Origin of the sequence: Spirosoma arboris (assembly GCF_009754945.1) — a bacterium.
Lineage (GTDB): Bacteria > Bacteroidota > Bacteroidia > Cytophagales > Spirosomataceae > Spirosoma > Spirosoma arboris.
Genome location: NZ_WPIN01000022.1, coordinates 1 through 24,982 on the forward strand (window position 1 = coordinate 1; position 24,982 = coordinate 24,982).

The window sequence follows — 24,982 nt, forward strand, 5'->3', positions numbered from 1 at the left end:
GCAGTCCGTTTCCAGCCTGCTGTTGTTTTGACATAGACATAATTGGCATCCCAGGCCACTTGCCCCACGGCTCCGTTGGTGTCTGCCGTGCTGGTGGGCGTGTAGGAAGTCTCTAACCGGAGCTGCTGATGACCCGTTGACCCTTTTACATGTAGGGCGCTGGTAGGCGATCCTGTATTGACGCCCATCTTTCCAGTGGTGGCATTGCCCGAATTGACGTTCACATTGGACCCGTCAATGTTAAGATTTAAGTAGGCTCCAGCCGTGCGGTCGTAACACAAAATACCCCCATTCCCCGGAGAGGCCCCATAAATGATTTCTACCCCAGAATCCGAGGTAGGAACCGTGAACGATTTGACCCGAGTCATCCCCGTCACGTCTACCAACCCATTGCCCTGAATCCGCATCAATTCTTTACTGGTTGCCGGAGTTAAGCCCGCCGAAAAAACATGGGCAGACGCCGAAGAGTCAATCTGATACCGAAACTGACTTGCCAACACCCCAAACCCATAAAATTGGTGGTCATTGTTCAACGGATCGTACAGCGCGATCTTTTTGGCCCCTATCGCATTCGACAGTCTTACCAGCCCATCAGCCTGTAAATTGCCCGTTGTTTTGATGGAGCCATCCCCTTGAAACCAGTGAATCGGGTCGGTCGTTTCACTGCTCCAGACTTGGGTATCAGTCCCAGGCAGACTATCCACCGCCACCACCGTCGAATACACCTGGCAGGTGATATTGATCAAAAAGCTGATATGCACCCAGGCCGAACTACCCGCATTCGTTTTCAGATACACATCCCGTTCTCCGGTGCTTCGTTGGGTGATGACCACATAGGCCCGCTTGTTGGCTTTATCAATCCCGGCATACTGGCTATACTTGAACTTTTGGCCAGTACCTATTTCACGGCTGACTAAGTTATACTGTTCGATCTGGGTGTATTCAGCCACCACGTCGGTAGAAATATGGAGGGCGAAGCGCAAAAAGGCATAACTACCCGAGGTGGGCAAAGTGGCTACTTTCCAGTATTGGGTAGTGGGGTGGCTCACGGAAATGGTTCTATTGAGGCTCAACCCATTCACCAGACCAAGGCTGGCCGAATCGGTTTGCAGCATGGCTCCGCTGCCATCATCGGTAGATCGGCCTAGAATAGTTTTGCCTGTTCGGTACACATCGTCGGTGTTGACCAAAGGGGCGCTAGTGGTACCTACTTTGTACCATGTAGTCAGGTTGCCATTGATGGCCGTCGTTACCCAGTCAATCAGTTGATAAAGTACATAGCGGACAAAAGAGGCCTTGCCTCTCCGCTGTTGGGTCGGAGTGGCATCGGGAATGTTGGAATCAATCAGGCTTTTTAAGCCTGTACTATCGGGTACTGCCATTTAGGTAGTTATTACGCGTTAAAAGAAATGTCAAAACTTAAATCAAAATCCACATCGGCAAAGAGGCTGGCACTGTCGAAGGTTTCCAGAAACCAGGCTGGGTGCCAGCTCCTGCCTTTGATCGTTACCTGCACATAGTTGAGCGCGCCAATCGTTCGGCTTAGTTCCAATCGGAGACCGTTGCCGGGCTCGCCAGCCAGATAAGCCTGGCCGTTTCGGTCTAGCCAAATGGCCAGCCATCGCCGGGCCTGGTTCGTCTCTAACCAGTCGGTGAGCGCTGGCTGGTTTCTGGGTAATGCGGCCTCTAGTGTCAGCTCCCAACTGGTGCCCGCTCCGGCTGGATCGGCCTGGCTGGTTTCCTGCATGGTGCAGCCACCCGCTGGAAACACCAGCTCCGTGAGTATGGAGCCAGCCTCCACATTGAGCCCATTCTTAGAAATGGTTTTTGGGGAGCCCACCACGGGCAGCTCATCGGGGGAAAGGATGGCCAGCACTCGCTCAATGGGCAGGAGCTTAAGCCTGGCCACCTGGCCAGCGTTTGGCTGCTGAAGTGTTAAACCAATCCGGCTCTCTGTTACTTGCATGGCCAAAAGTAACCACCGGCATAGGTGCTGGAAAGGACTGGATTTTAGGCCACTTTCCAAAACAAAAAGAGCCTCTACGCGCTGTAGGGGCTCTTTTGGGGCTACTTTAGCCCGGACAGGTTTGCACTCAGTCGGACACTATTGCTCTCAGCCGGACAATGTTGCGCCCAGCCGGACAGTTTAGGCGAAAATATTTATTTGGGAGGCTCTGGTTTGCTTGTCCACTCGCTCCAGATAATCCCGATAAATTTTGCGTATTGTCTCGAAATCCACATCTACATCAGGCTCGATCTGGTAACGCTCCAGGAAGCTGCGAATAAAGCGGGAATAGTCGCCACCACAAAGGCCATGCAAGGCCCGTACTTCGATAATCAGCGAACGCCTAAAGAGCTCATCCAGCGCTTTGGCCAGGATGCTGATTTTTTCGGGTGGTACCTCGTGGGTTTTATCCCGGCAGCTATACCAGATGGTTAGATTATTGCCGCTTGGTTCTACTCGTTGGTAAACGTAAGGGATTGCCACAATCATACTGGAGATCTGTGCTCGAATCAGCGAACGCCCCCCAACATATAAGCCACCATCGGGCTCGATACTACCAAATTCAGGATTTAAAAGATACTTTTTTAGGTGTTTTGGGACTGAAATAACTACCTTTTTTCTCACAGCATAAACAATGGTTTTTCATAGTTATAACGGTTAATGTCAGGAGATTAAAAGTACACATTAATCACTATAATTGCAACTTATTTCAGTCCCCCAAAGATGGAAATAGCGCCTATGAGTTTATCTAAACGCCCGGCCTGGTGCGTATTGCATACATAACCCCTCAACTCTGTTCATGCCAATCCTTTTAACTTTTATTAACTCATAGAAGAGATTGATTAATTCTAGGTTTTATATAATTGCATCAACATTCATATGTAATTAAAAAAAATCTGGTTATGAAAAACGTCGTCTGTTTAGTGCTACTCCTACTAATCCAATTGTCAGTAAAGGCGCAAACCGAAAAAGGCCGCTGGAATGCTGGCGTAAGTATTGGCTCGTTTTCTTATCAAAAGTACGACTATGGTAATACTTTTTCAGGTTCTATAAATCCAACTGTAGGGTATTTTGTCGCTTCTAATTTACTTGTAGGAACGGGGATACCTGTGAGCCATACCTCACAAAACTATTCTGCTCCCGGTTATATACAAAATGGTAAAACGACTACTATTGGAGTCTCACCTTTCGCGCGCTACTACGTTGGCTCCTCTAAACTAAAGCCATATATTGGCCTTGCATATACATTTTCGCATAACAATTCCCATTCTGAAAATTCAACGAATACCCCCTCAGAAACAAACTCGAACTCAAACGCAACAACGCTAACTCCCTCTATTGGTGTTGCTTACTTTTTGAATAGAAATATCTCGCTAGATGCCCAACTAGGTTATAACTGGTACAGTTCAAAAACGACTTTTAATTCAGTTACAGGCTCCACGCCCACATTTAGGTACACAAATGTTACCTTAGGAATTGGCTTTAACATTTTCTTTGGTGGCTGATAAGCTTACCCATGTTACGAGTTAATAGTGCTAGTCTGAAACGTCCAACAAAGGCTTAATTGACTTTGTTGGACGTTTCTTTTGAAATCACTTAAGTCGGCCAAATACGGAAATGGCCCCTATGAGGTTATCTAAACGCCCGGCTTGATTGGTGTTGTAAACGGCATTGGTGGTGCCATTGACCGAATCCCTCACTTGATAAACGGCCCCCTCCACGGCATTAATTGAGCACTTTAAACTAGCTACCTGGCTACCCATTCCGTTTAGTCCCGTTTTGGTGCTAAAGGCCAGGCTTTCCAAACCGTTTTTGGTGGTGGTGGCCAGGTTGTCCATTGCCTGCGCGTTGGATCGGGTGGATACATCCAGCGAGTAGGCCACTGAATTGGCCAGTCGGCTCATGGCCTGCTGCTGGCTGGTGTCGGCGGCTTTGATGGCGTCCTGGATCTCACCCAATACTTTGAGCTGCTGTTTGCCCTGCTCCACGGCTTGAGCCTGTGCCTGGTTGGCCTGGTCGGCTCCACCTAGCGGCCCCTCGCCATCACTGGAGTAATCGGCCACCCCGCCATCCTCGTAGCGTTTGGGGACATAACCCCCATAGCGGAACATTTTGCCGCTCCAGGCTCGGCCATCCATCAAACCACCTTCTCGGAATGCCGCACCACGGAAAGCGGGCGCTCGGAAATCGGTAACGGGTGAGCTCCGCTTGCCTGGTGTTCGGGCATTGGCAAACATCCGACGGATAAACGGCAGGTTCGCCCTGGTCTGCTCCCTGGAAATAATGGCCTCACCGCCCTCCATTTCGCCCTGTTCCCGGCCTGTGGCTCTATCCACAATGGCCAGCCCTCCAGCGCCGTAGGTGGAACCATGTCGGCCACCGCCTGGAATAAAACCCCCTTGCTCAAAACTTGGCTGTGGCTGGCGCTTGATCATGGCCACCTGAATACCCGTCATGACGGCAGTAGCAGCCGCAAATACCAGGTTCACCGGCCAGAAACCAGAGGCCAGCGCTTTTAACGTGGCCAGTGCTCCCGTGATGACAGCGCTGGCAATATCGGCGTTTTGTTGGGCTTTCCAGGCCTTGAGCTTGGCCGCTGCCTCCACCGCTTTGGCTTTCCTGTCTTCCTCGGCTATCGCGGCCTCCAGATCCTTTTTATTCTGAATTCGGGTGGCCTTTTCCTGCTCCAAGAGTTTGAGTTTGGCTTTCTTCTCCTCTTCTGCCGTTTTGACTTTGGCGTCGGCCTCATCTTTAGCCATCTGGATGAGCTCTTTGGCTCTGTCTTTATCGGCAGTTTCCAGCTCTTTTAACAGCTTGGTTTTGGAGTCGGCTTCCTCGGTGGCATCCTTGATTTTGGCCTCACTTTCCTCTTTGGAGAGTTTGGTTTTGGTCTCGAAATCCTCATTGGCTTGCTTGATCTCCAGCTCGGCCCTGGCCTTGCTTTCTTCGATCATTTGTTTGCGAGTCGCTGAGTCCAGATCTGTCCGCTTTTGAATGCTGGCCATTTCGGCATCCCGCGTGGCCTCGGCGGCAATGATCTTTTCCTCTTTCTCCTCAGTCGCTTTGGCCACGGCGTCATCCAGCACCTGCCCGGCCTGCCTGATCTTATCCTGGCTCTTGGTGGTGGTGCGCTGGATTTCGGCCTCCATATCGGCCGTGCTCTGGCTGTTGCTCATCTCCGAGTACAGTGTTTCCAGATCGGTTACCTTTTGGGTTTCCGTCTCCTTAATGGTCTTGATCTTCTCGCTGGCCTGTTCTTTGGTCTGATTGATGGCCTCCGTTGCTTGGTCGATTCCGAGCTTTTCGGTTTCGATCTGATCGTTTAGAATGGCCACTTTCTCATCCCGCTCCCGCTTGGCTTCGGCAATTTCCTTATCGGCTCGCTCTTTGGCCAGGTTAGCCAGAAACTGAGCCGCTTGTTTGGCCATTTCGCCCACGGCGGCATACTTCTCTGTATTCTCCTGGAGTCGTTTCTGCCAGGCTTCTTGTTCACCCTGAACAATCTTGTTGGCATGGTCAACGAAAGCAGAGAGGTCTCCCTTTAAAAGGGCACCAAAGGCGTTACTGGTTTCTGACCAAATCGCGTTCTTTTTTTGTTTCAGCTCTTGCTCAATTTTCTCAATTTCTGCCGCGTTTTTACCACTGGCCAGTTGGCGATCATTGCGGTAACGATCCTCGATAGACGTAAGCGCTTGCGCCAGTTGGCTCGTATCGGTAATCTCCCTGGCGGCTTTGGCGCGTTCGGCTGCCTCCTCGGCATTGAGCTTTTCGACCGTGGCAGTATACTGGATCGTGAGTCGTTCTTTGTGTACCGCTGCCAGCTTCGTAGCGTTGCCTTTTGCGGCCAGTTCTTTCCAGTCCAGTAGCGCATTTTCGGCCAGCCGTTCCTGCTCCAGAATGAACTTTTTAGCCTCCAGTCTGGCCTTTTCTTCCTCCTCGGCTTTTTTGCGTTTCTTCTCGGCAAACTCCCCGGCCACGCGGGCCACATCCTCCTCTAGTTTTTTATCCAGAGCCGCAATTTCCAGGTTCTTGGTTTGCTCATCCTGGATGCCTCGCATGATAGCCTCCACCTTTAGATCCCGCTCAGAGCCTAGCTTGGCAAACTCGCGTTGCATCTCGTCTTTGATGCTGGCCACGTGAGCAGCAGCCTCCAGTTTGGCCAGATCTTCCAGCGCTTTCTCATTGGCTTTCTCACGTTCCTTAAGCGCTTTTTCGTGCTCCTTAAGATCGGCTTTCCGAGCTTTATCGGCCTCGTTGGCTTGCTTCTCCAGTGCCTTTTTCTGCTCATCGGTCAACCCTTTTCCATGTGCCTCTCCCTGTTTCTTCCCGGCAAACTCGGCCTTTTGCACGTTGGCTGGATCGCTCCAGATGGCCACCACGGCAGCAGCTCCCGCTTTTACGTTGGTCTTTACATCGGTAATCACTTTGGCCCCGGCTGCTTTGGTTTGATCCCAGGCCTTGCCTGCTGCCTCAAAGTTGCCGCTCAAAAACTCTTTGATGGCCACCCCCATGTTTTTCATCACACCACCAGCGCCCACGGCAAAATCTGCCAGGGTTTTGTAGTAGCTCACGGTGCCCGTAATCAGCGTGGCCAGTACGCCCACCAGGTTACGGATCACCGTTATGCCTACGCCCATCAGCGAAAGCAGGCCCGAGAAAACGGGCTTTAGTTTATCGCCAATTTCCACTTTTAAGCTGTCGAAGTTGTCGCCCAAATTGGAGGCCTGCCCCTCCAGGGTTTCCATCATTTTGGCGTTTTGGCCTGCCACCCCGTTCATTTGCCCAAAGGCAATAATGGCCCCTTGTATAGCTTCGGGTGTATTCTTAACCGTGGTATTGACCCCTTTAAAGCTAAACGTGACCTCATCCCCGGCCTTTTTGGCCGATATGCCAAACTCCTTTAAACGCTCGTTCTCGCCGGTCTGTGCATCCAGTGCAGCCTCCACCAGTTGATCGAACGTTTTGCCCTGGCTGGCGGCTAAATCGGTCATGGCCACCATTTCCTTTTGCGAGGGTCGTAAGCCCCGGTTCACCATTTTTACATAACCCTCCGTCAGCTCCTCCACGGAATAGGCTGTTTTGGCTCCCAGATCTTTAAGCGCTGCCATTGCGGCCTTTGCCTCCTCCTGGCTCCCTAGTGCCGTTTCCAGAACCTTACCGTACTTCTCAAACTTGGCCGTGGTCTCAAAAATGCTTTTGCCAATGTCGATAATAAAGCCAATGACCTGGAGAGCCATAAAGGCATTAAAGGCTTTGGCCATCGTGCCCACTCCAGCGCTTATTTTATTCCAGAGCGTTGGTTTTCCCAGCTCATCACCGCCCTCTTTAATCTTGTTTACCTCATCCTTTACGCCCTTAAATTGCTTCTCGGCATCCCCTAGCCGTTTGGCCGCTGTAATAAATTCGTCGGTGCCAGGCTTGAGCGTTTTAAGGTCTTTATTGAGCTGCTTAATGAGGTTATCTAATTGGCCATAGGAGAGCGTGGTAACGTCTACATCCTTTTTGAGTGCTGCCGTGGCTTTCTGTACGTCGGCGAGTTCGTTCTTGTATTTCTGCCAGTTTTCGGAGCCCTTGCCGCCATCGGTCTCAATGGCCTTCAGGGTGGTTTTGAGTTCTTTGGCCTTTGTGTTGAGTGTGTCGATACTCTTGCCCACATCCCCCTGGTTTAGCTGTAGGGTCAGGCTGGCCACTTCGTTTAAATTTACCATTGTGGCGTGGTCTTAAGATTGGGAGAAAACAGCTTTGTAGGCGCGTAGAGCGGTTAGATTGCTGGCCGTGGCTAGATCCCGATACAGATACGGGAGTACATCCTTTAGGAGCGGATCGGAGTAAATGCCTCGATATTCCCGTTTTACCGAAGGATAGCACTGCCGGTTGATTTTGATGGCCCAGGCAATCCGCTCCACGGAGGCCAGCTCACTGGCTGGTTTGATTTTGTGAGCCGTTGGATAGCCTGGCACATAGGCAAATCTGGAAACCCCTACCTTTTCCACAAAAGCCTCCATTGCCACCAGTGGGGGTGTTCGGCTGTAGTTCATCGACCGTAAGTCTTTGAGTCGAAACAGGCCAGCCATCTCCAGCCTGGACTCCACAAATACCCCGGCCTCTTTGGCGGCAATGGCCCGAAATGAGTTGAGCATTTCGCCTGTAAGTTTGAGGCCTGCCTGCTCTATTCGTTGAATAAACGCCCGCTCTGCCTGTACGATGTAGCCGTCTAGTATCTTGGCTGCATCTCGGTTATTGGTGAGCCATTCGGCCCTGGCATCTCCCCGAATGCCGTTGGTTGCTTCCATTGTTTAGCTTTTTTCGGAAAGCTAAAGCAGCAGGCAGGAGGCCAAAAGGACACAAAAAAAACCACGGCTGGCTGGCGGTGGTGCTTTTATTCATATATTTCGAAATATAGATAAAATTATTTGATATTATGGCTATTTTAAGTGAGTTCTCGCTTAATAATTCACTAAAAAAAATTATTAACCCCAAAATTAAACTATACTTTAACGAGATTAAAAGTTCTTATGAAAATCAAAATTATCGTGTTGCAGTAGTAGGATTATTTTCCGTTGCTATTTGTGATATTATTTTTAAATTACAAGAACTGAAAGATAAATACAATGATGAAAGTGCAACAAAAATTATACAAGAAATTGAATCTCTACAAGAAAAAAATATACACTCACCTCAATGGGAAGATAAATTAATTGAACTTACATATAAAAATACTAATCTTATTGAAGTAGCTACTTATGCAAATCTACTAAATCTTCAACGCCACAGACATTTGTGCGCTCATCCAGTTATTGACGGAAACTTTGAACTCTTTCAGCCTAACCAAGAGACAGCAATAGCACATATTAGGAATATGTTAGAAGGACTATTCTATAGGCCAATTTTTGCATCGAACAAAATCTTTGAAATATTACTACAGGATATTGGAGAAAATGAAAATATTTTCCTAAAGAATACTGACTTGTTTAACTATATAAATGATAAATACTTAAAACATACTAGCACAGAAGTTAAAAAATATATTTTTAAACACCTCTGGAAATTATCATACAGAGTAATTAATGAAAAATGCAACCAAAATAGATCAATTAATAGTAGAGCATTAAGGATGATATATGAAGATAATTCTGAATTTTACTTTGAATTAATTAGTTCAGATATAGACCATTATAGTAGTATTTCTAGTGGCGAGCCTACATATTTTCTAACTGCTTTTTTAGCTCATCATCCTCAAGTATTTGGAATATTGAATAGTAGCGCTATTCTCTTACTAAATAGTGCTATAAATTCAGATGTGAATAAGAAATCTTTGGCTTGGTTTACTGCGAATAGTTTGGATGAACACCTTGAATGGTTAATTGAAAATGAAAAACATTTAGATGACTTTGATAATCGCATTGCTAAAGTGCTTTATCAACCATATTTCGAAGCAGGGAAAAAGAACGAATTGTTCAATTGTTTTATTTCTCTTTTTATGAAATCATCAAATGATAGTATGGGAGTTAATCGGATAATAGTAATCTGGAATTACATTGATCAATTTAATGATGAACAACACCTTAAATTGTTAAAGTATTTCGAGTTAAGTCGTAAATCTTCAAAAGATTTATTTCGTCATTCCATTAAAAAAATTATTGAAAAATCATTAAGTGTATTGGGTGCAAAATTTGACATATCTGCCTATCCAAGAATTGCAAGAATAATTGAGTAATTGTAAAATCACTTTTCTTTTATTAAATCTTTGTAAGATAATTAATTATCTTACAAAGATTTAATAAAATTATTAACCTCGTACTAGCAACACCTGCGCTGCTTGTTTTATCGGCAGTGCCACCTGTATCCTGGCCACCAGGTAATCCACGCCATTGATGTGCACTTTCTGGCTCCAGTCCAACGTGGCCAGATCCACCTCATCCAGATCCATCTGCCGCTCCAGGTAGTACATCCGTTTTCGCATGGCCTCCACCGCTGGCCAGAACCTAGCGGCCAGGCCATCGGCCCCCGTCCAGTACAGGGAGTAGTCGCCTGATTTAGCCGTGGCCACCGGCAGGCCAGCCGTGAGCCCATTCCAGAATAAAAGCCGTGGACTAAAGTTACTGGTGAGCTGGCTAAACTGTGCTGTTCGGCCTGCCTGTTTAGTCATGGCCAGGCCAGTGGTGGCATCCGTTAACAGGGTGGAAAGCTGGCAACTTATTGGCGTGGTTCCCGTTTCCTCATCCAGTGCGGGTGTTAGATAATCGGCCAGCTCTGGCGGGTTATCTTTAGCCAGGCCATCACCGCCATCCACCACACTGGAGAGTAAGAGCCTCCGGTTTAACTCTGGCCGTTTTTTGTAGGTTTTTACGGCCTTTTTGCTCCAGTCTTTTGTGGCCGTGTTGCCTAAAAAGTCGCCTAAAAAATCCAGCTTAATGGATTTTTCTGCTGGATTTATCAGCATGGCCAGGCCAAATAGTTTACGGAGCTCCAGCAACAGCACCGGCATGGTGAGCGCTGGCAGGTGCTGACTCAGAATAAGCGTCGAACCGCCATCTAATGCCCTGGTATTGTAGAAAAGCAGCTTTTGCAGCTCCGTATGAGTTAGAAAAGAGCCCGAAATAGCAACTCCGGTTAACTCAAAAAAGCGCTTAATAACTTCCATCAAAAACGGCATTGGTACCTTTGGCCCCGCTGCTGTGTAGGCTCCAGCGGTGTACTCATTCAATTTGCCAGAGTAGGAGATGGATGCTCCATTAGATCCATAATAATCTGGGTTGAGAATAGTAGGGAATGCGGCCACATTGCGCCCAAATTGCTGTACCACTGGCGGCAGCGTAGCCGGTAGGGCAATAGGGCCAAAATCCACCTCGGAGAGTGGGGTGGTGTGCAGATCACCAAACAGCTCACCCAATGCCTGGACTACCTGGAACGTGTAACTATCAGAGGCCTCCGTTAGGATGGCCACGCCTTGCTGGAGGAGCTGACCATTATAGTACTTCTCGCAGTCGTAGCGAAGTCCTACCGCATCGTTTTGGAGCTGTTCGGGAAAGCCTAAGATGATCCGGTTTTTACCCGTAATAGGCAGCGCGGGTATGGTGGCTTTGCTGGTCAGTACATCCTCAAAGGTTAAGAATGGATTGAGCAGCTCTAGCTCGGTGCTCATATCGGGAGCCAGATCCATCTCCTCCCCGTTAATTCGTATTTGCAGGCTCATGGTTAGAGTTGGGTAGCTTTAAAGTACAGTTTATCCATTGAGGCCAGCGTGAGTAAAGCGGATAGGCCTAAGTACGCATAACCGTCTGAGTTCATGGCTACGTCAGCATTATAGCGTAGTGTGCCGTTTTGGTAGATCTTCACATTAACGGAGCTGCTGGCCGTACCATAGACGATAAACCGCCAATCAGAGGAATAAACCGGAAAGTTTAAATCATTGGAATAACGGGGATAAACAAACGCTCGGTTTTGCCCTTGCAGATCCCAGGTGTTGCCAATTTTAGGGTCAGAACTGCCGTACTGATACCATTCGGTTTCAAAACGGTTTCCATCATTGACCCGATAATGCCACTGGCCTGCGGGTACGGCCAGCGTGTAGAGTTCTGGAGCTACCGTACAGGAGCCGTACTGGTCGGCATACGCCTGTGTATTCTTGCTAGTGTATTCGGCCTCCGCTCGGGCATCGGCCTCCGCCTGGCCAATTTCAGAGCCGTATTTTCCGGCAGCAATCACCACCAGAGCAGCCTCCCCAATGTTGCCACCAGTGCAGGTGCTCCGCTTGTAGGTGGTGGCTCTGGAGATGGCCTGGCTAGGATAGGGTGTAGAGCCAGCCGTGATGCCGGGCAGTGGCAAACTCGCTATGTAGTCGGGATCTCCTGGCTGGTTGGGCTTTTCGGTGAGTGGCTTGTAAATCGTAGCATCATCCAAGTAATACTTTTGGAACTTTAGCGGCCTGCCGTTGCCGGTTCGCTTGCCAAACTCATCCAGTACCTGGATAACCCCGATTCCTTTCCAGCCCGTTGGCCTGGCTGGTGCAGGACTGGCCACCGGCAGGCTGGAGAAATTCAGAATAGGCGCTGCCACCTGAAAGGTAAAACTCCTGGCCACCAGATCCGCTCCATCTTCGGCATCCACCAAAGATGTTGTTAACAGCTCCAGCGCCTGATGGCCTTTATTACTCAATAGGTATATGTTTTGAGAAAGCAACAGTTCGTCCAGGCACTTAAGCTGTTGGGCTGCGAATCGCTCAAAAAAGCCCGTACTCACCGAAAGGGTTTGTTTCCCTTCCACGTGCACCACCTTGAGCTCGGAGAAATCGGCAGCAGCACCGGCAGGACGTTCCATTGCGGCCATCGTTCGGAGGGTTTCCAGAGTTTCAGAGCCTGCCCCGGTTAATCGGAGGGTATCCCACCCGCCTAAACTATTTGAGTATAAAATCCAGCGCTCTTGCCCTCTGTATTTTCGATCTAGGGTATAACTCCTTACCTCGCTCAATCGGTTGCGTTCTCCATCGGTGAGCCATACCCGATAGCTGGCCACGGTTTTGGCTCCGCCCAACAAACCCAGCGCTTTGGCTCCCGTAGGAACACAAACCACCTGGTAGGTTTGCCCTCCAGAGAGCAGGCCTTTATCCAGGGTTTCCTCTGTGCCATCGGTGTAGGTAATCTCCACCCTTCGCCGGATGGTGGCAGGCGTAGGCGACATATTGAGCAGGTAAAACAAGTACTCTGGCTGCTGCTCCCCGATTACTTTGTTATCAAGCTGCCAGGTTAAAAATGGCCGCTGTTGGCTCATGTAGGTGGTAAAAAATACATCTCCCCAGGTGGCAAAATCCAGATCGGAGAGCCCTGCTTTGAGAATCCACTGGTTTTGCAACTCTTTGGATGAGCCAGCCAGGAGCGCTCCATTATTTAGGATGGATTCGCGCAACATATACGGCATGGTCAGGCTGGAAATGATACACATATCGACCGTTTCTGCTGTTGGCTTTTGGTACTCCAGGAATCCATCCAGGAGCTCATCCAATCGAAAGAACGCACCCTCGTAAACCGTTGAGCCAAATTCTGTGCGGGGTGGCTTTTCTGCGCCTGGCATCTTTACCAGCCGTTTAAATGTGGTGGAGCCTGGCGAAGTTGGCACCAAAGCCTCCAGGAAGTAACGGAGGCCAGTCCTGGAGACTAGACTGGTATCGGCAGCGTCCAGCACGTGCTCAATTTTATTTCTGGAAAATTGCACCGGCAAAAATACCAGGCCTGTTTTTAACGGATCTATCATAAAAATGCCTCACCTTTTTTGTCAAAGGTGAGGCATCTGGCCAGATGGCAAAAGGACGTTTAACGGCGGTCTTTAATTACCTTAATACTTTTACTACAACAGCTTATTCTAATATTTTTTGATCGAAATAGGGCTTTAGACAGACTCTTCCTATGGATGAACATCGCCATAACCACGATAAACTTTTCCTTGATTGGTAATAACCACTGGATTGTTGTAGTAAAAATAGTCTCCTGTGTTGTACTTCCATTTCAAAAGCCCTGTTTTGGCATCAATGGCAAATAAATAAGTATCACCTCCGGCATAAACAACATCATTAACTATAGTTGGAGTGGAATAAGAAAATCCAGTTTCAAATGACCACTTTTGTTGCCCTGTTTTGGCATCAAAGGCAAAGACATATTTATCTCCATTTATATAAACTATGTTATTTGATAAAGCTGGACTTGAGTATACAAGATCATTACTTAATTTATGCGACCATGCTAATTGACCAGAATTGGTGTCAAGAGCATATAGTTGGCCATCTGCCCCTGCTATATAGACCAAACCATTTAGGGCAATTGGACTTGAAGTTACATCGTATTTTGTATCAAAAACCCATCGTTTTTGACCGGTGGTAGCATCCAGTGCATATAAATTACCATCAATACTACCTATATAAACAATTCCATCTTTCACAGTCGGTTTGCTGAAAAATGATTTTCTAACTGGATATACCCACTTCTGTTGGCCAGTGTTAGCGTCAAAAGCATAGAATTTGTTATCATAATCTCCTGTTCCTGCATAAACAACACTATTATCTATAACTAGAATGGGCTGTATACCAGTAAGAGTCGATATTACTGATTTTTGAGTCCCATCGGAACGATTATATATATATATGTTTTTTTGAGTGCTTCCAGCATAAATTAAGTCGTTTACCAATTCAGGCCTAGATTGGCTATAAGATAGACCATTCACTGCAACACTCCATTTCTTTCTTCCCGTTTCTATATCAAATGCATATATTACACCTCCAAAATCACTAGCATACACATTTTGCTGATCGGCAATTATTCCTATGTAACTGTTACCAGAAAAATCACTTATATTCCATTTTACAGTTCCATCTTTTGCATTGATAGCAAATAGGCCATAACCTCTATTATTGTCGAGAAGTATTATATTACTACTATCTTGAACGATACTGGGTATTGTAGCGTCGAAATGTAAAAAAGCCTGATTACTAAAAGCCAAGCTCCCCCCACTGTAGTTAATGTAGTTGGCCGAAACAGATAGGCTACCAGGTATGGTTATTGTATGTTTCAGCACGACAATATCACCCGCGCCCGGAACGCATCCACACGACCATACCGACGTATCAGTCCAGTTGCCATCGATTAGACTGGTCGTTGTTAGCCCTTGCGCATGACCCCCAAAAGCAATTTGTAATAGTGGAATTAACAATAAAACTACCTTTTTAAGGTACGATAAATATTCTGTCATATAAAACGATTGTGTTTCGGTTCAATTAAAGTTATTGGAACCATAAATATTTTTGGGTTTGTATCGACAAGATAGGTAGTGCCGTGTTTTTTGGATGGACAAGAAGATGGCCAGATGACAAAAGGACGTTTTATCTCGAATAATTAACGTTTGGTAAAGGTTGTCTACTGATTTTATAATTGTGATAAAATAAAGTTCCTAGTATGATACCAACGATTAGCAACCAGGTAACGGTGGCTACTGTCTTGTTTTGGCTAGTCCGACGCATATAAACGAGACCAGCTAAATAAATCGGTACAGCGACCAATACAAGTAAAATATTAAAAAGCATAATTGGTGGATATGTTGGCTAGTATAGCTTTTAAGAGTAGTATATTTAGAATGTTCTTAGGATTTCATCATGTTCCAAATTCAGGTTAGCATTGAAAATTCTATCTTCGCGCTCCCATCTGTTTTTACCTATGAGGCATCCGGCTGCTATTATATAATACTTTCTGCTACCTGATGTTATCTCAAAAATTTTATTTTCTCCAACCTGTTTAACCCCTATTAGCTCTTCTGGCAAATCAGTAAAATTGATTTCTTTTAAAGCAATGCTGGAAATAGATGTTGGAATTGAAATATATTCAACGGCCCAAAACTCCAAATCAATATTATAACTATACCTATCTGAATAACCATCTTCATCTGGCAACAATAAAGGGCTTCTTAATAACAAGGAATAATGGCTAACTGTATAAGCCCAAATTCTAAAATTTCTATCAGATAAATATATCATACTCTTTTTACCCAGAATTAGTACTAGTTAAAATTAAGATGCTTTTAACTATTTGTATAGATAATACTGTTAGCCATTAACCCTACTCTCATTCGTACCTCATAGCCGTAGGATGCCTCTAAGGTAATCATGGTAATCGGCTCCATAAATACCTTTGTGGAAGGATCGACCAGGCAGGTAATGCCGTGGTTCTCTCGGATGGCCAGGGAGATGGCCAGGCCTATCCGTTCGGCCTCATCGAAGGCCGCATCTTCCAGCTCCTGCTGGCCCATTTCGCCCCGGCAAATTACGTAATAGGTGGAGTCGAACCAGGCCAGTGCATTCTCCGCTCCATTATCTTCCAGGGCGTACTTTGGCCGTAGCGCAAAAACTGCCGGGTAAATATCCTCGGAACTGCTTGCTGCCAGGAGTCGATCCATTTTATCGCCACCCGATTGGTGCACCGTCTTAACGCCCTCAACGCTTGCCGCTATCGGCTCAAAAAACGCATAAAATAGCTTTGTGCAGCTCATTGATTTTCCTCCCGTTTATTTCGTTCGTTAGCGGCCGCATCGGCGGACCGTTTAATATCCTTTTTGTTCTCCTCCAGGAATAAAAGTACATCGTGTAAATTGGCCTCTTTGGCTTGTTGCATGGTGCCAAAAATCCCTTTTTCAGCCAGAATGTGCTGATTTTTGAGCCATCCCTGGCCAGGGTATTCCTCTGGATCTCCTTCTTCACCATCAAAGAGCTCGTACCGGGCCAGTACTTTCTGCATGTTCCCCGCAAAATAGAGGAGTACCAACTGCTTTTGGCTCAACTCCATACCGGCCAGTTTCTTAGCCATCTCCCTGGACGTAAATTCATTGTAAAGCTGCCGTTTGTCGCCATTCCAGGATGGCTCCAGGCCATACTCACCCGTTCGCTCTGGTCGGCAGTACATCCGTTTGTTAGCCTCATCCTCCTCTTTGGCTGCTGTTAATCGAAATCCAGCAGCATCCTCCCGCAAATGGTTGTATTCTTCCAACTTTCGGGCTTGCTCTTGCTCTGCCGCTACTTGCAGTTTTACCTCAAGCTCATTCTCCTGCTCCTGGAGCGCTTCTTTTTGCGCCTGGAGCTGTTGAGCCTGCTGCTCCAATGAGAGCACTGGAGCCAGTGGCTCATCCTTGTTCAATGTTCGTACTAGGCCACCTACTTGGTTGCCGGGTAATCGGTTTTGTGTGTTCATGGTTTATAAAATAACTAAGGACTCGTTGGTAAAATCGTCGGTTTGTTGGGTGCCCACTTTGGCCAGTTGGGCCTGGTAGTAGGCTGGAAACAGGCTGGTTGTGGCCGTGGCCTGGAGGTATTCGGTGAGATCGGCCAGGAACTGCTGGCCATCCTGGTAGAGCTGCCGTTTCTGAGTGCCGGTTTTGTTATCACTCGGAGCCACCTGCTCCAGTGTGCCATCCTTCGACCGGCTTTCGGTGATGCCGGTACTATCCAGAGTAAGGGGCAAATACGGGTAGGCCTCAAAGAGGGCCATATGTGCCACCGCTGGCCGAATGAAGTCCAGCAGCATCTGCTCCTCTACGCTCCAGGTGGCTGCTGGATCGCGCCACTTTACTTTTAAGGCTACATACTCGGCATCGGTCAGGATTGGCCGTATATAGTTTTGTTCGGCTCTACGGATGTAGGTAAGGAGCTGCTCAAAGAGTCGGTTTTTTCGGCCTAAGGTAGGTACGTGTTCGGATAGCTCACCGGCAGAGCGGATAAATACCTGCTGGCGTTTTGCATAGGCCGTGGAGCCAGTCCAGGCCGCTGGTTTACTGGATTCCATTGCACTCCAGAAGTTCTCCAGAGCCAGATCCAGCATGGCCAGATTTGCCTCCTTTGAGTCCACGTATTCCCATTTGGAAATGGCCACCGCGTTCTGACCGTTGACCTTTTGCAGCCCTAACTCCCCGGCCTTAAATTTCAGGTGGGGAAATGCCAGCTCGTAACATTTCCAGCTCATGCACGAATGAGCCAAATACAGCAAATCGGCTCCGTCCGGGCCAGGATCATCACTGCCAGCGGCTGGAGTCGTAATTTCCTGGAGGTACTTAGTGTAATATGGAATTATATAAATGGTCGCTTACCAAAGTCCTTAAAATACATACGTTTACTAAAAATGAAAATAAATGTCATTATATATAAAATATGTTTGCTATTATCGCCCATTAAAGAGTATTATAAATGCTCCAGAAAATAGCTTATTAACCAACGAGCCATAAAAGCATACTTTATGAACTCATAAAACTACAAAAACGAGCAATTATAAATTGTGAACAACCTAAATATCAGGCTTACAAGTAATAGGACATGAACTACCACAAGTAAACACATAAGGACAGAAAGTATATTTTTCAACACTAATAGGAAGCTTGAAAATTGACTTTACTGGCTACAATCCCCTTGGTGTTAATATACTTACTGTGGTATAGTGCTAACTTTTAAAACTTAAGAAATGCTTTTAATTTAAGTTTATACTTATAAGATAAGATAATTGACTCATGAAAATTCTTTGGGTAGACGATGATTTACTAAATATTCAACCTGTTATTGAATTTCTAGAAGATAATCGCCATGAAGTCACAGCAACTTCTTCCATCAATGAATCATTGACTCTAATAAAGAATAATCATTTTGATATAGTTTTATTAGATTTAATGATGCCAGACATCGAAAATACTCTTGAAAGAAATAATATTTCAGGAGCTTATACTACTGGAAAAGATTTGGCACGGCAAATGAAAAAAACCGTTCCATCTATAAAAATCGTTTGCTGTTCTATATCCAATGATGAAAAGTCAACAAAATGGTTTATAGATTATTGCAACGGTTTTATAAATAAATTAGAATTATCGTTAACTACTAAATTATTAAAAAAATTAGAGAATATAGTAAACGATGTTAAACAGTGTAATATATTTATTGTACATGGCTATGATTCAACTTTACTTTTTGAATTGAAAAATTTCCTTCAAAATAATTTAAAACTTCCAGAGCCTGTAATTTTAAGAGAGCAACCCTCGCTTGGCAAAACTATAATAGAGAAGTTTGAACATTATTCTGAAGATATTGATATAATTTTCGTATTAATGACACCGGATGACGAAGTAGTAAATAGCTCAGGGGTTAATATTAGGCGAGCAAGGCAGAATGTAGTTTTTGAGCTTGGATATTTCTACGGTAAATTACAAAGAAAGTCTGGTAAAATAATTATTTTGCACAAAGGTACTTTAGATTTACCATCAGATATATATGGCGTTATCTTTCTACAAATAGACAATAGTTTTGAATCAGTTACTGAACAAATTAGAAATGAACTTAGAGGAATCATCTGAACTAGAGATTGGCTTTGGATATAGTTGTATTTTATTTAAATTAGCTAATATATATCCTACAAAAAAATTTTATGGGGTGGATATTGAGAATAAATGCTTTATTTATGACTCCGAGTTAGAAAAGTATAAAAATGTTAAACTTATACAGGGAGATATAAGAGAAGCCATTAAGAAATTTCCTGTCTATTATTTTGAAAGAATTCATATATATTTCCCGTCCCCGGGACCTAAGCAAAAAAGGTATTTAAATAAAGACTTTATACAAACAATTTATAGCTATCTCAAGAAAAATGGCACATTAAAAATAGTTACAGATGAAGTGAACTATTTTCTAGAAATTCAGGCATCCATAATGGCCACAAATTTTGTAATTGTTCCCTGGACAGCATTAGAATTTATACACAATTCAACTCTTTTAGTAAGTACTGATTGCGAAAAAAAATATAATTCAAAATTTTTCATAGAATGTAAAAAAGTTTAACATGAAAGATTTATCAGACAATGTAATTTTCTTATTACATGATCAAGTGGCCTTATTGAGCTTATTGGACAACAATTTAATTCTTTTAAAAGAGTTATTTTTAAAAGATGAAATTTCGTTTTTCATTTCTGACGACGAATCAGTCAATAATTTATTAAAGAAAAGGATAGAGAATCATATAGCGTTAAACAATAATTTTCTTATTAAATCTTGGGCCAAGGGAATAGATAATAAGACTTTAAAGCCCATTTCTATATTTAATGAAAGTATGTCTAACTATATCAATAAAAACACCAAACTTAATCCTTCTTTTTATTATGATAAACTAAAAAATCTCGCAAATAATTTTGAGGATTTTAAAGGAAAAAGTATGACAAATGAAGAGCATAAAATTATTATTAAAGAAATTGATATATCTAAAAAAATAATTTTGGGCTATTTTCTAAAATCATCATTAAGTTTAATAGATAGACTTAAAAATAAGTCAAACAATTTCGTTGATTATATAAAAAATGATTCGGACTCAGAAAATCTTCCTTTTGAAGTATCTTCAATGTTGGAACAAATTTTTGTAGATTTTCAATTAAAATCTAGCTCAAAGAAAATAGAAATAGAAAAAAATTATGAGAATCAAAAATTTTATGCTTCTGGTTCTAAACCGGACATTATACGTGCATTTGAGAATTTAGTAAATAATGCAATAAAATATAATAGAACTTCAGAAAATCATAAAGTTTGGATTAGTGTCAAAATATATGAGGAAAATAAATTTATAAAAATCAGAATTGAAAATTGGGGTGTTGGGATATTGGAAAATGAAATTATTGAAGATTTGATATATAAAATAGGTTACAGGGGGGAATATGCGAGATTAAATAATATAGAAGGTCAAGGATATGGGTTATCGTTCGCAAAAAAAGAAATTGAAAAAAGTGGTGGTCTTTTAAGTATAGAAAGTAAACCATCAAAAATAACTAGTATAGTAAATGAATCAACTAATTTTATAACAGTAGTAACTGTAAAATTAAAAAAAGCCTAATGTTTCTAAGGACAAATAACTTAATTTATTCTATGCACTAAAAGTGCCAAATATTATCGTTATTGGCAACGATAATATTCATCTCCATTTGGTTAACAACATTTTTGGAGTACTTTAGCCAAATACTAATTGGGTCGATTTTTAATATAGCTTAATATTAATCCAGGTTGATTACAACTGCCAAAGTGGTTCAAATATCAAATAATGTTGTAAAACGTTAGCAGCAAGTATGAACAATCCTTCCTAGTTTGTAAGCTTTGAAAGGGTAATTACACTACCTGAATATTAAAGAGTGTTGATCACATTCTAAGATACGCACATTGATCATAAGTCACATAGAAAGGCCGTATTTTGAGGTATTTGGGGGTTGTTGCATTTACTATGATAGCGATTGTCTTTATCTTTGGGTCACAGAAAGTGAACTACTAGGCTTAAACAATTGATATATAGTGCGTTAATAGGTCATTCCATCAGATCCTACGAGTGCAATGGATAGTTTAATTCTAGCTCCTTAAGCCCACCCAAAGTGGGCTTTTTGCGTTTCTAGCCCCTATCTATCTCAAAAGGCTCAAATTCTGATTTAGTCAAAGTTGAGCCTCAAAAAGAGGAAGATAAAGGACGAACTATCTTGTAGATCGATCTTTAATGGCCAGTTATACAAAAGCCAACTATAAGGCGAGGCTTTTTAAAAGGTAAATTTTACCTGAGTCTGTAAGCCCAGCAAATATTCATTCCAGGGAGAATAAGCAAATGAATAGCTTCCCGAAGGTGGATTTATTCGATAAGCTGCGGTCGGCTGGACAATCAAGGCCAGTTTAGGCGTTACTCGATATTGTACGCCCATACCAACCATTCCATAAAGCGAAAAGGTGTATGTAAGGCCATTATCTATTTTATTGTAGCTACTATGCATCGTATTAGTATTGGTAACCAGAAAACTATGATTGGCTAAAAGTCCCGCTGAAAAATAAGGCGATAGTCGATGAGTGGAAGGGATATAATTCAGTAAAAGGGGTAATTGCCAATTCTTATACTGGTATGATTGCGTACTTGCCGGATCTATGAAATTATCAAAATGTCTATCGCCAGAAGATCGGTTGTACAAAAAACCTGCTGATAGAGACCATTTGGGAGTAAAGGCATAGGAAGCCGTTAAACCTACTGAAATTCCTGTGGTCGATTCTGATCCCTTGGCAGCATCAGCATTTTCATACTTTAATACCCAATTAAGATGCTGATAGGAAGGTGAGAAGGTGGGTGCGATAGAAAATCGCCCTTGACCCATCGTAGATGTGGTGACAAGCAAACTGATAAATAGAGCCGTCAATAAAAGAGTAGTTTTGTTTTTCATGGAAGTGAATTTAGAAGCGATAAATTAAGGATTTATTTACTAGACCCTTGCTAAACAAAAAACGTTGTAATTAAGCTAATTTTAGTTGTATTATATTAACAAAATAAACCAACAACACTCTACATAACGTTGGTGTTAGTTTTAGATTTATAACTCATTATTAATTTGATACGTACTCCGTAGCACCCATTGGAGTCGTGTGGCCTTGAGCTCGGCTTTGTAGTTTATCAAAAATTCTCAGTCTTTTCCACTCACCAAATGACCCTATCTTTTATAAAGTAATGTTCAGCTCGGCCCGATACGACCCAAGTGTCTATCCAGCACCCTTATTGTTAAGTCGGCAAAAGCTCCTTTAGACTATAAGCGCCTAATTAATTTACCACTAAATACATCCAATACCCTTATCTTATGAAAACTATTTTTCGGTACTGTATCCTTTTTCTTTTCGGCAGTCTGGCTCTGAGTTGTACTGATCACCGTTTGCGGCCACTGGATTCCCAACAAATGCGATTGAAGACCTCTAACAACATCAATTTTGGGGGATTTCCATTCAGCACCACCTATACCTACGATGCCATGAATCGAGTGGCTTTCTTCACCACTTCGATTGGCTCCCAAGGCACATTCCAGTACGATGCTCAAGGGCGCTACCGACTGTTTGACTATTTCCCCAATGCGGCTGATACCAAGAATGGGGATGAAACCTCCTTTACCTATAACACCAATAATAACAACGTCGTGGTTTACACCGGTGGTTTGTTCAATGGAAGCTACACCTCTACGCGGGAAACGCTATTTTACATGGCTGATGCCAACAAACGGTTTACAAGCTACAACAATGGCCAGAGCAGTTCTTTTGCGGGTGAGGACTTTTACTATACAGGGGAGAATATTACTCGTATAGACGTGAGATCAGGTCATTCTGTGGAGACTTTTTTATACGAATATGATACTAATCCCAATCCCTATTATGGCTTAATCGCGCCCGACATTAGTTCGGTACGGCGTTTCAGTCGCAATAATGTAATAAAAATCACCAATCAAACGACGGGCAAGGTAAATGCCGTGTACACGTATACATATAATGAGTTAGGTCTGCCAACCACTCTCCAGAATGTGACTGGTTCAGGGCAGATTCAATATACTTACGAGTCCTATTGAGGGGAATAATACTGTATTTTCTTTCGATGCTTTGTTATGTGACTCGACCAACTATTGAAATGGCCTTATAAACGCTCAGGCTTTCCATGCCATTTTTTGTGGTGATGGCCAGCCCGTTCATGGCCTATGCGGGTAGCCTATGATCGTTGTGAACTTGGCTGCTGAACCAAACATGGAATAACTAAAACGGCTGCTCTTCACATTGATAGCAGGCATTTAACTTTTTTATAGCGTTTCACAAATTGGTTATAGCGTACACCAGGCCCTCTAGCTAGAATAAGAAGGTGGTTAATTTTCATAACCCTTTAGTGAATTCATAAGCAGGGCCATCTACAGCCATACCTAAATCGAAAAACATTCGATTCTTATTAATATATAAACCGGGATTACGTACATACCAGTTATCGGCTCTAGGTTGGGCATTGGTTTTGATAAGTAAGCCGTAATCTGTCTTAACGATGTCAAAATCAACCTTGTCAGTTTGAATGCCATCTTGAATAAGACTGATCTGGTTCTCATTGATAACCAGTTCTACGATAGGGACAGGTGGATTCGATATGCTCGCATATACCTTTACTAGCTTCCATTTACCAGGTAACCACAACTTTGCCTGTTGCAAATCCAGCGTGTATACTTTTTTAGGATCGTCTTTCGGATCGAGTTCAGGATTGACCTGGGCCGTTTTTTTACAACTTGTGATTCCAAAAGCGACTAACAGCAATAAGCTTAAAACACTATTTTTCATAGTTCAATGCATTAGTTACACGCGGACATGACCCAAAAAAAGAGAATAAGGTTGGATTTTGGGCTGTTTTAAAAGTGCGTATTTATTAAGTATCAGCCAGAAAACGGCTCATACACTCTCCTGATTGGGTAGGGTTCTGTCTAATCAAACCCTGTTGATAAGCTTTCTTAATCAAAGGGTAGTATTGTCGCTGATAGTTTGGGATATGGCGTTACGATGGAAAAGCCTTTCAAAACCTGTCAAAGAAAGATGATTTGACTCATCCCACAGTTTGACGTATTTTAGAAGATAAATCAGGCAATTTTTGGATAGGTACAAGAAATACTGGTTTGTGCCGATATGATGGGAAAACTTTTATCAGTTTTTCGGAATAGAAAAAATAGAAAACAGATACAAATTTGCAAAGAAGACAGGTCAAGTTTTGACTAATACAATTCATACAGGAAATCGCGAACGGGATTAGTAAAGGGATAAAACATTAACGAAATTTTAATTGATTATTTGATGAACAAAAAATGTATAGTAGACTTTAGATAAAAACAATTATCCCGCTATAATTTTTCAAAAAACATGAGGCAATTAATACGCATTATCGGTATTTGGATAGGTTTAGTGGTTAACCACAGTCCTATTTTTGGGCAAAGCAAATTTTCGTTTTCAATTAGTGCGGCTCCAGGTTATACTTATAGTAATACGAACGCGACCATTCTATTACCGGACAACAGTATAACAATACCTGTTGATGTAGAATATCAACAAAAAGGGGTAGGTTATTCGGTGGGTATACTGGCTCGTTATGAACTTTCAACCCATTTTTCAGTTTCTACGGGCATTTGGTTAAATCACAACCATTACAATCAGCCAACGATTAGTACCAATCCAGATTTAACCCTTAATCCTACTGGTGTTCAAGTCGTTGGGGAATCAAGCACTACCCGAAATTATCAGATTCCGGTGTTGGTAAACTACCAATCATCAACCAAGCGTTTATCACCTTATTTTTCGGCGGGTACTTATATTAACTTCCCATACACGAAGATTTATGCAGAAGGTACTGGTACCCTCCCAAATCAGAAAATCCGCATTTATCCAACTTTAGGAGCGGGTATTAAGTACCAGCTGAGTAACCACCTTTCGTTAATTACTCAACCTACATTTACGTACCTAATACCCATTAGAACTTATAATTCCTATCAATATTATCAGTTAAGTCTGCAAACACAATTACTTTATAAATTTTAAAAAAAGCCGTGTTATCAGAAACGACATTCATCTTCTTCAGGGCTTAACAGCTACTTTTTTAGGCTATCAAAGATCATTAGGCTACTTAAACGCTT

22 protein-coding genes are annotated in these 24,982 nt (G+C 43.5%); 8 read left to right on the plus strand and 14 right to left on the minus strand.

Annotated features, from left to right (window positions below):
* The 3 genes from GO755_RS35000 to GO755_RS35010 form a co-directional block, all read right to left on the minus strand.
* On the minus strand, positions 1 to 1,382 hold a 1,382-nt coding region (locus tag GO755_RS35000; protein WP_198175028.1), incomplete at its 3' end, for a hypothetical protein.
* Positions 1,383 to 1,393: 11 nt separating this feature from the next.
* Positions 1,394 to 1,966, minus strand: coding sequence for a hypothetical protein (locus GO755_RS35005; RefSeq protein WP_157590097.1), 573 nt, complete (start codon positions 1,964 to 1,966; stop codon positions 1,394 to 1,396).
* A gap of 180 nt (positions 1,967 to 2,146) precedes the next feature.
* Positions 2,147 to 2,629 carry a hypothetical protein gene (locus GO755_RS35010; RefSeq protein WP_157590098.1) on the minus strand — a complete coding sequence of 161 codons (483 nt, stop codon included), beginning with the start codon at positions 2,627 to 2,629 and terminating at the stop codon, positions 2,147 to 2,149.
* Between the two features lie 278 nt (positions 2,630 to 2,907).
* Between GO755_RS35010 and GO755_RS35015 the strand changes: the two genes are divergently transcribed.
* Positions 2,908 to 3,510, plus strand: a complete 603-nt coding sequence (locus GO755_RS35015) for an OmpW family outer membrane protein (RefSeq protein WP_157590099.1) — start codon at positions 2,908 to 2,910, stop codon at positions 3,508 to 3,510.
* A gap of 87 nt (positions 3,511 to 3,597) precedes the next feature.
* Here GO755_RS35015 and GO755_RS35020 read toward each other — a convergent pair whose 3' ends face one another.
* Both GO755_RS35020 and GO755_RS35025 read right to left on the minus strand, forming a co-directional pair.
* The gene (locus GO755_RS35020) at positions 3,598 to 7,713 is read right to left on the minus strand and encodes a hypothetical protein (protein ID WP_157590100.1); all 4,116 of its coding nucleotides are present in this window, start codon (positions 7,711 to 7,713) and stop codon (positions 3,598 to 3,600) included.
* Positions 7,714 to 7,725: 12 nt separating this feature from the next.
* The gene (locus GO755_RS35025; protein ID WP_157590101.1) at positions 7,726 to 8,298 is read right to left on the minus strand and encodes a hypothetical protein; all 573 of its coding nucleotides are present in this window, start codon (positions 8,296 to 8,298) and stop codon (positions 7,726 to 7,728) included.
* Between the two features lie 128 nt (positions 8,299 to 8,426).
* On the opposite strand from GO755_RS35025, the gene GO755_RS35030 reads away from it, so the two are divergent.
* A complete protein-coding gene (locus tag GO755_RS35030; RefSeq protein WP_157590102.1) occupies positions 8,427 to 9,722 on the plus strand; it encodes a hypothetical protein in 1,296 nt (431 codons plus the stop codon).
* A 72-nt stretch (positions 9,723 to 9,794) separates the two neighbouring features.
* Here GO755_RS35030 and GO755_RS35035 read toward each other — a convergent pair whose 3' ends face one another.
* From GO755_RS35035 to GO755_RS35065, 7 genes are all read right to left on the minus strand, one after another.
* Complete coding sequence (locus GO755_RS35035; protein ID WP_157590103.1) at positions 9,795 to 11,201, minus strand: hypothetical protein; 1,407 nt, start codon at positions 11,199 to 11,201, stop codon at positions 9,795 to 9,797.
* Positions 11,202 to 11,203: 2 nt separating this feature from the next.
* Positions 11,204 to 13,255: a DUF5977 domain-containing protein gene (locus tag GO755_RS35040; RefSeq protein ID WP_157590104.1), complete on the minus strand. Its 2,052-nt coding sequence runs from the start codon at positions 13,253 to 13,255 to the stop codon at positions 11,204 to 11,206.
* 150 nt (positions 13,256 to 13,405) lie between these two features.
* The gene (locus GO755_RS35045; protein WP_157590105.1) at positions 13,406 to 14,743 is read right to left on the minus strand and encodes an outer membrane protein assembly factor BamB family protein; all 1,338 of its coding nucleotides are present in this window, start codon (positions 14,741 to 14,743) and stop codon (positions 13,406 to 13,408) included.
* Positions 14,744 to 15,119: 376 nt separating this feature from the next.
* A complete protein-coding gene (locus tag GO755_RS35050) occupies positions 15,120 to 15,521 on the minus strand; it encodes a hypothetical protein (protein ID WP_157590106.1) in 402 nt (133 codons plus the stop codon).
* A 44-nt stretch (positions 15,522 to 15,565) separates the two neighbouring features.
* The gene (locus tag GO755_RS35055) at positions 15,566 to 16,033 is read right to left on the minus strand and encodes a hypothetical protein (protein WP_157590107.1); all 468 of its coding nucleotides are present in this window, start codon (positions 16,031 to 16,033) and stop codon (positions 15,566 to 15,568) included.
* Positions 16,030 to 16,728, minus strand: coding sequence for a hypothetical protein (locus tag GO755_RS35060; RefSeq protein WP_157590108.1), 699 nt, complete (start codon positions 16,726 to 16,728; stop codon positions 16,030 to 16,032). The genes GO755_RS35055 and GO755_RS35060 overlap by 4 nt, the downstream gene beginning before the upstream one ends.
* 3 nt (positions 16,729 to 16,731) lie before the next feature.
* Positions 16,732 to 17,496 (minus strand): DUF6712 family protein, encoded by a 765-nt coding sequence (locus GO755_RS35065; RefSeq protein ID WP_157590109.1) that lies wholly within the window; start codon positions 17,494 to 17,496, stop codon positions 16,732 to 16,734.
* Between the two features lie 538 nt (positions 17,497 to 18,034).
* On the opposite strand from GO755_RS35065, the gene GO755_RS35070 reads away from it, so the two are divergent.
* The 3 genes from GO755_RS35070 to GO755_RS35080 are packed head-to-tail and all read left to right on the plus strand — an operon-like array spanning position 18,035 to position 20,388.
* The gene (locus GO755_RS35070; protein WP_157590110.1) at positions 18,035 to 18,868 is read left to right on the plus strand and encodes a TIR domain-containing protein; all 834 of its coding nucleotides are present in this window, start codon (positions 18,035 to 18,037) and stop codon (positions 18,866 to 18,868) included.
* Positions 18,846 to 19,349, plus strand: coding sequence for a class I SAM-dependent methyltransferase (locus GO755_RS35075; RefSeq protein ID WP_157590111.1), 504 nt, complete (start codon positions 18,846 to 18,848; stop codon positions 19,347 to 19,349). The genes GO755_RS35070 and GO755_RS35075 overlap by 23 nt, the downstream gene beginning before the upstream one ends.
* 1 nt (position 19,350) lies before the next feature.
* On the plus strand, positions 19,351 to 20,388 hold the full coding sequence (locus tag GO755_RS35080; RefSeq protein ID WP_157590112.1) for an ATP-binding protein: 1,038 nt from the start codon (positions 19,351 to 19,353) through the stop codon (positions 20,386 to 20,388).
* A 685-nt stretch (positions 20,389 to 21,073) separates the two neighbouring features.
* On the opposite strand, the gene GO755_RS35085 is transcribed toward GO755_RS35080, so the two are convergent.
* Positions 21,074 to 21,739: an outer membrane beta-barrel protein gene (locus GO755_RS35085; RefSeq protein ID WP_157590113.1), complete on the minus strand. Its 666-nt coding sequence runs from the start codon at positions 21,737 to 21,739 to the stop codon at positions 21,074 to 21,076.
* Between the two features lie 408 nt (positions 21,740 to 22,147).
* Here GO755_RS35085 and GO755_RS35090 point away from each other — a divergent pair, with 408 nt between their 5' ends.
* Positions 22,148 to 22,900 carry a hypothetical protein gene (locus GO755_RS35090; RefSeq protein WP_157590114.1) on the plus strand — a complete coding sequence of 251 codons (753 nt, stop codon included), beginning with the start codon at positions 22,148 to 22,150 and terminating at the stop codon, positions 22,898 to 22,900.
* Positions 22,901 to 23,195: 295 nt separating this feature from the next.
* Here the strand turns inward: GO755_RS35090 and GO755_RS35095 are convergent, their stop codons facing one another.
* A complete protein-coding gene (locus GO755_RS35095; protein WP_157590115.1) occupies positions 23,196 to 23,645 on the minus strand; it encodes a hypothetical protein in 450 nt (149 codons plus the stop codon).
* Positions 23,646 to 23,923: 278 nt separating this feature from the next.
* On the opposite strand from GO755_RS35095, the gene GO755_RS42255 reads away from it, so the two are divergent.
* Positions 23,924 to 24,019 carry a hypothetical protein gene (locus GO755_RS42255; protein ID WP_394351059.1) on the plus strand — a complete coding sequence of 32 codons (96 nt, stop codon included), beginning with the start codon at positions 23,924 to 23,926 and terminating at the stop codon, positions 24,017 to 24,019.
* A gap of 196 nt (positions 24,020 to 24,215) precedes the next feature.
* Positions 24,216 to 24,887: an outer membrane beta-barrel protein gene (locus GO755_RS35100; protein WP_157590116.1), complete on the plus strand. Its 672-nt coding sequence runs from the start codon at positions 24,216 to 24,218 to the stop codon at positions 24,885 to 24,887.
* The last annotated feature ends 95 nt before the right edge of the window (positions 24,888 to 24,982 follow it).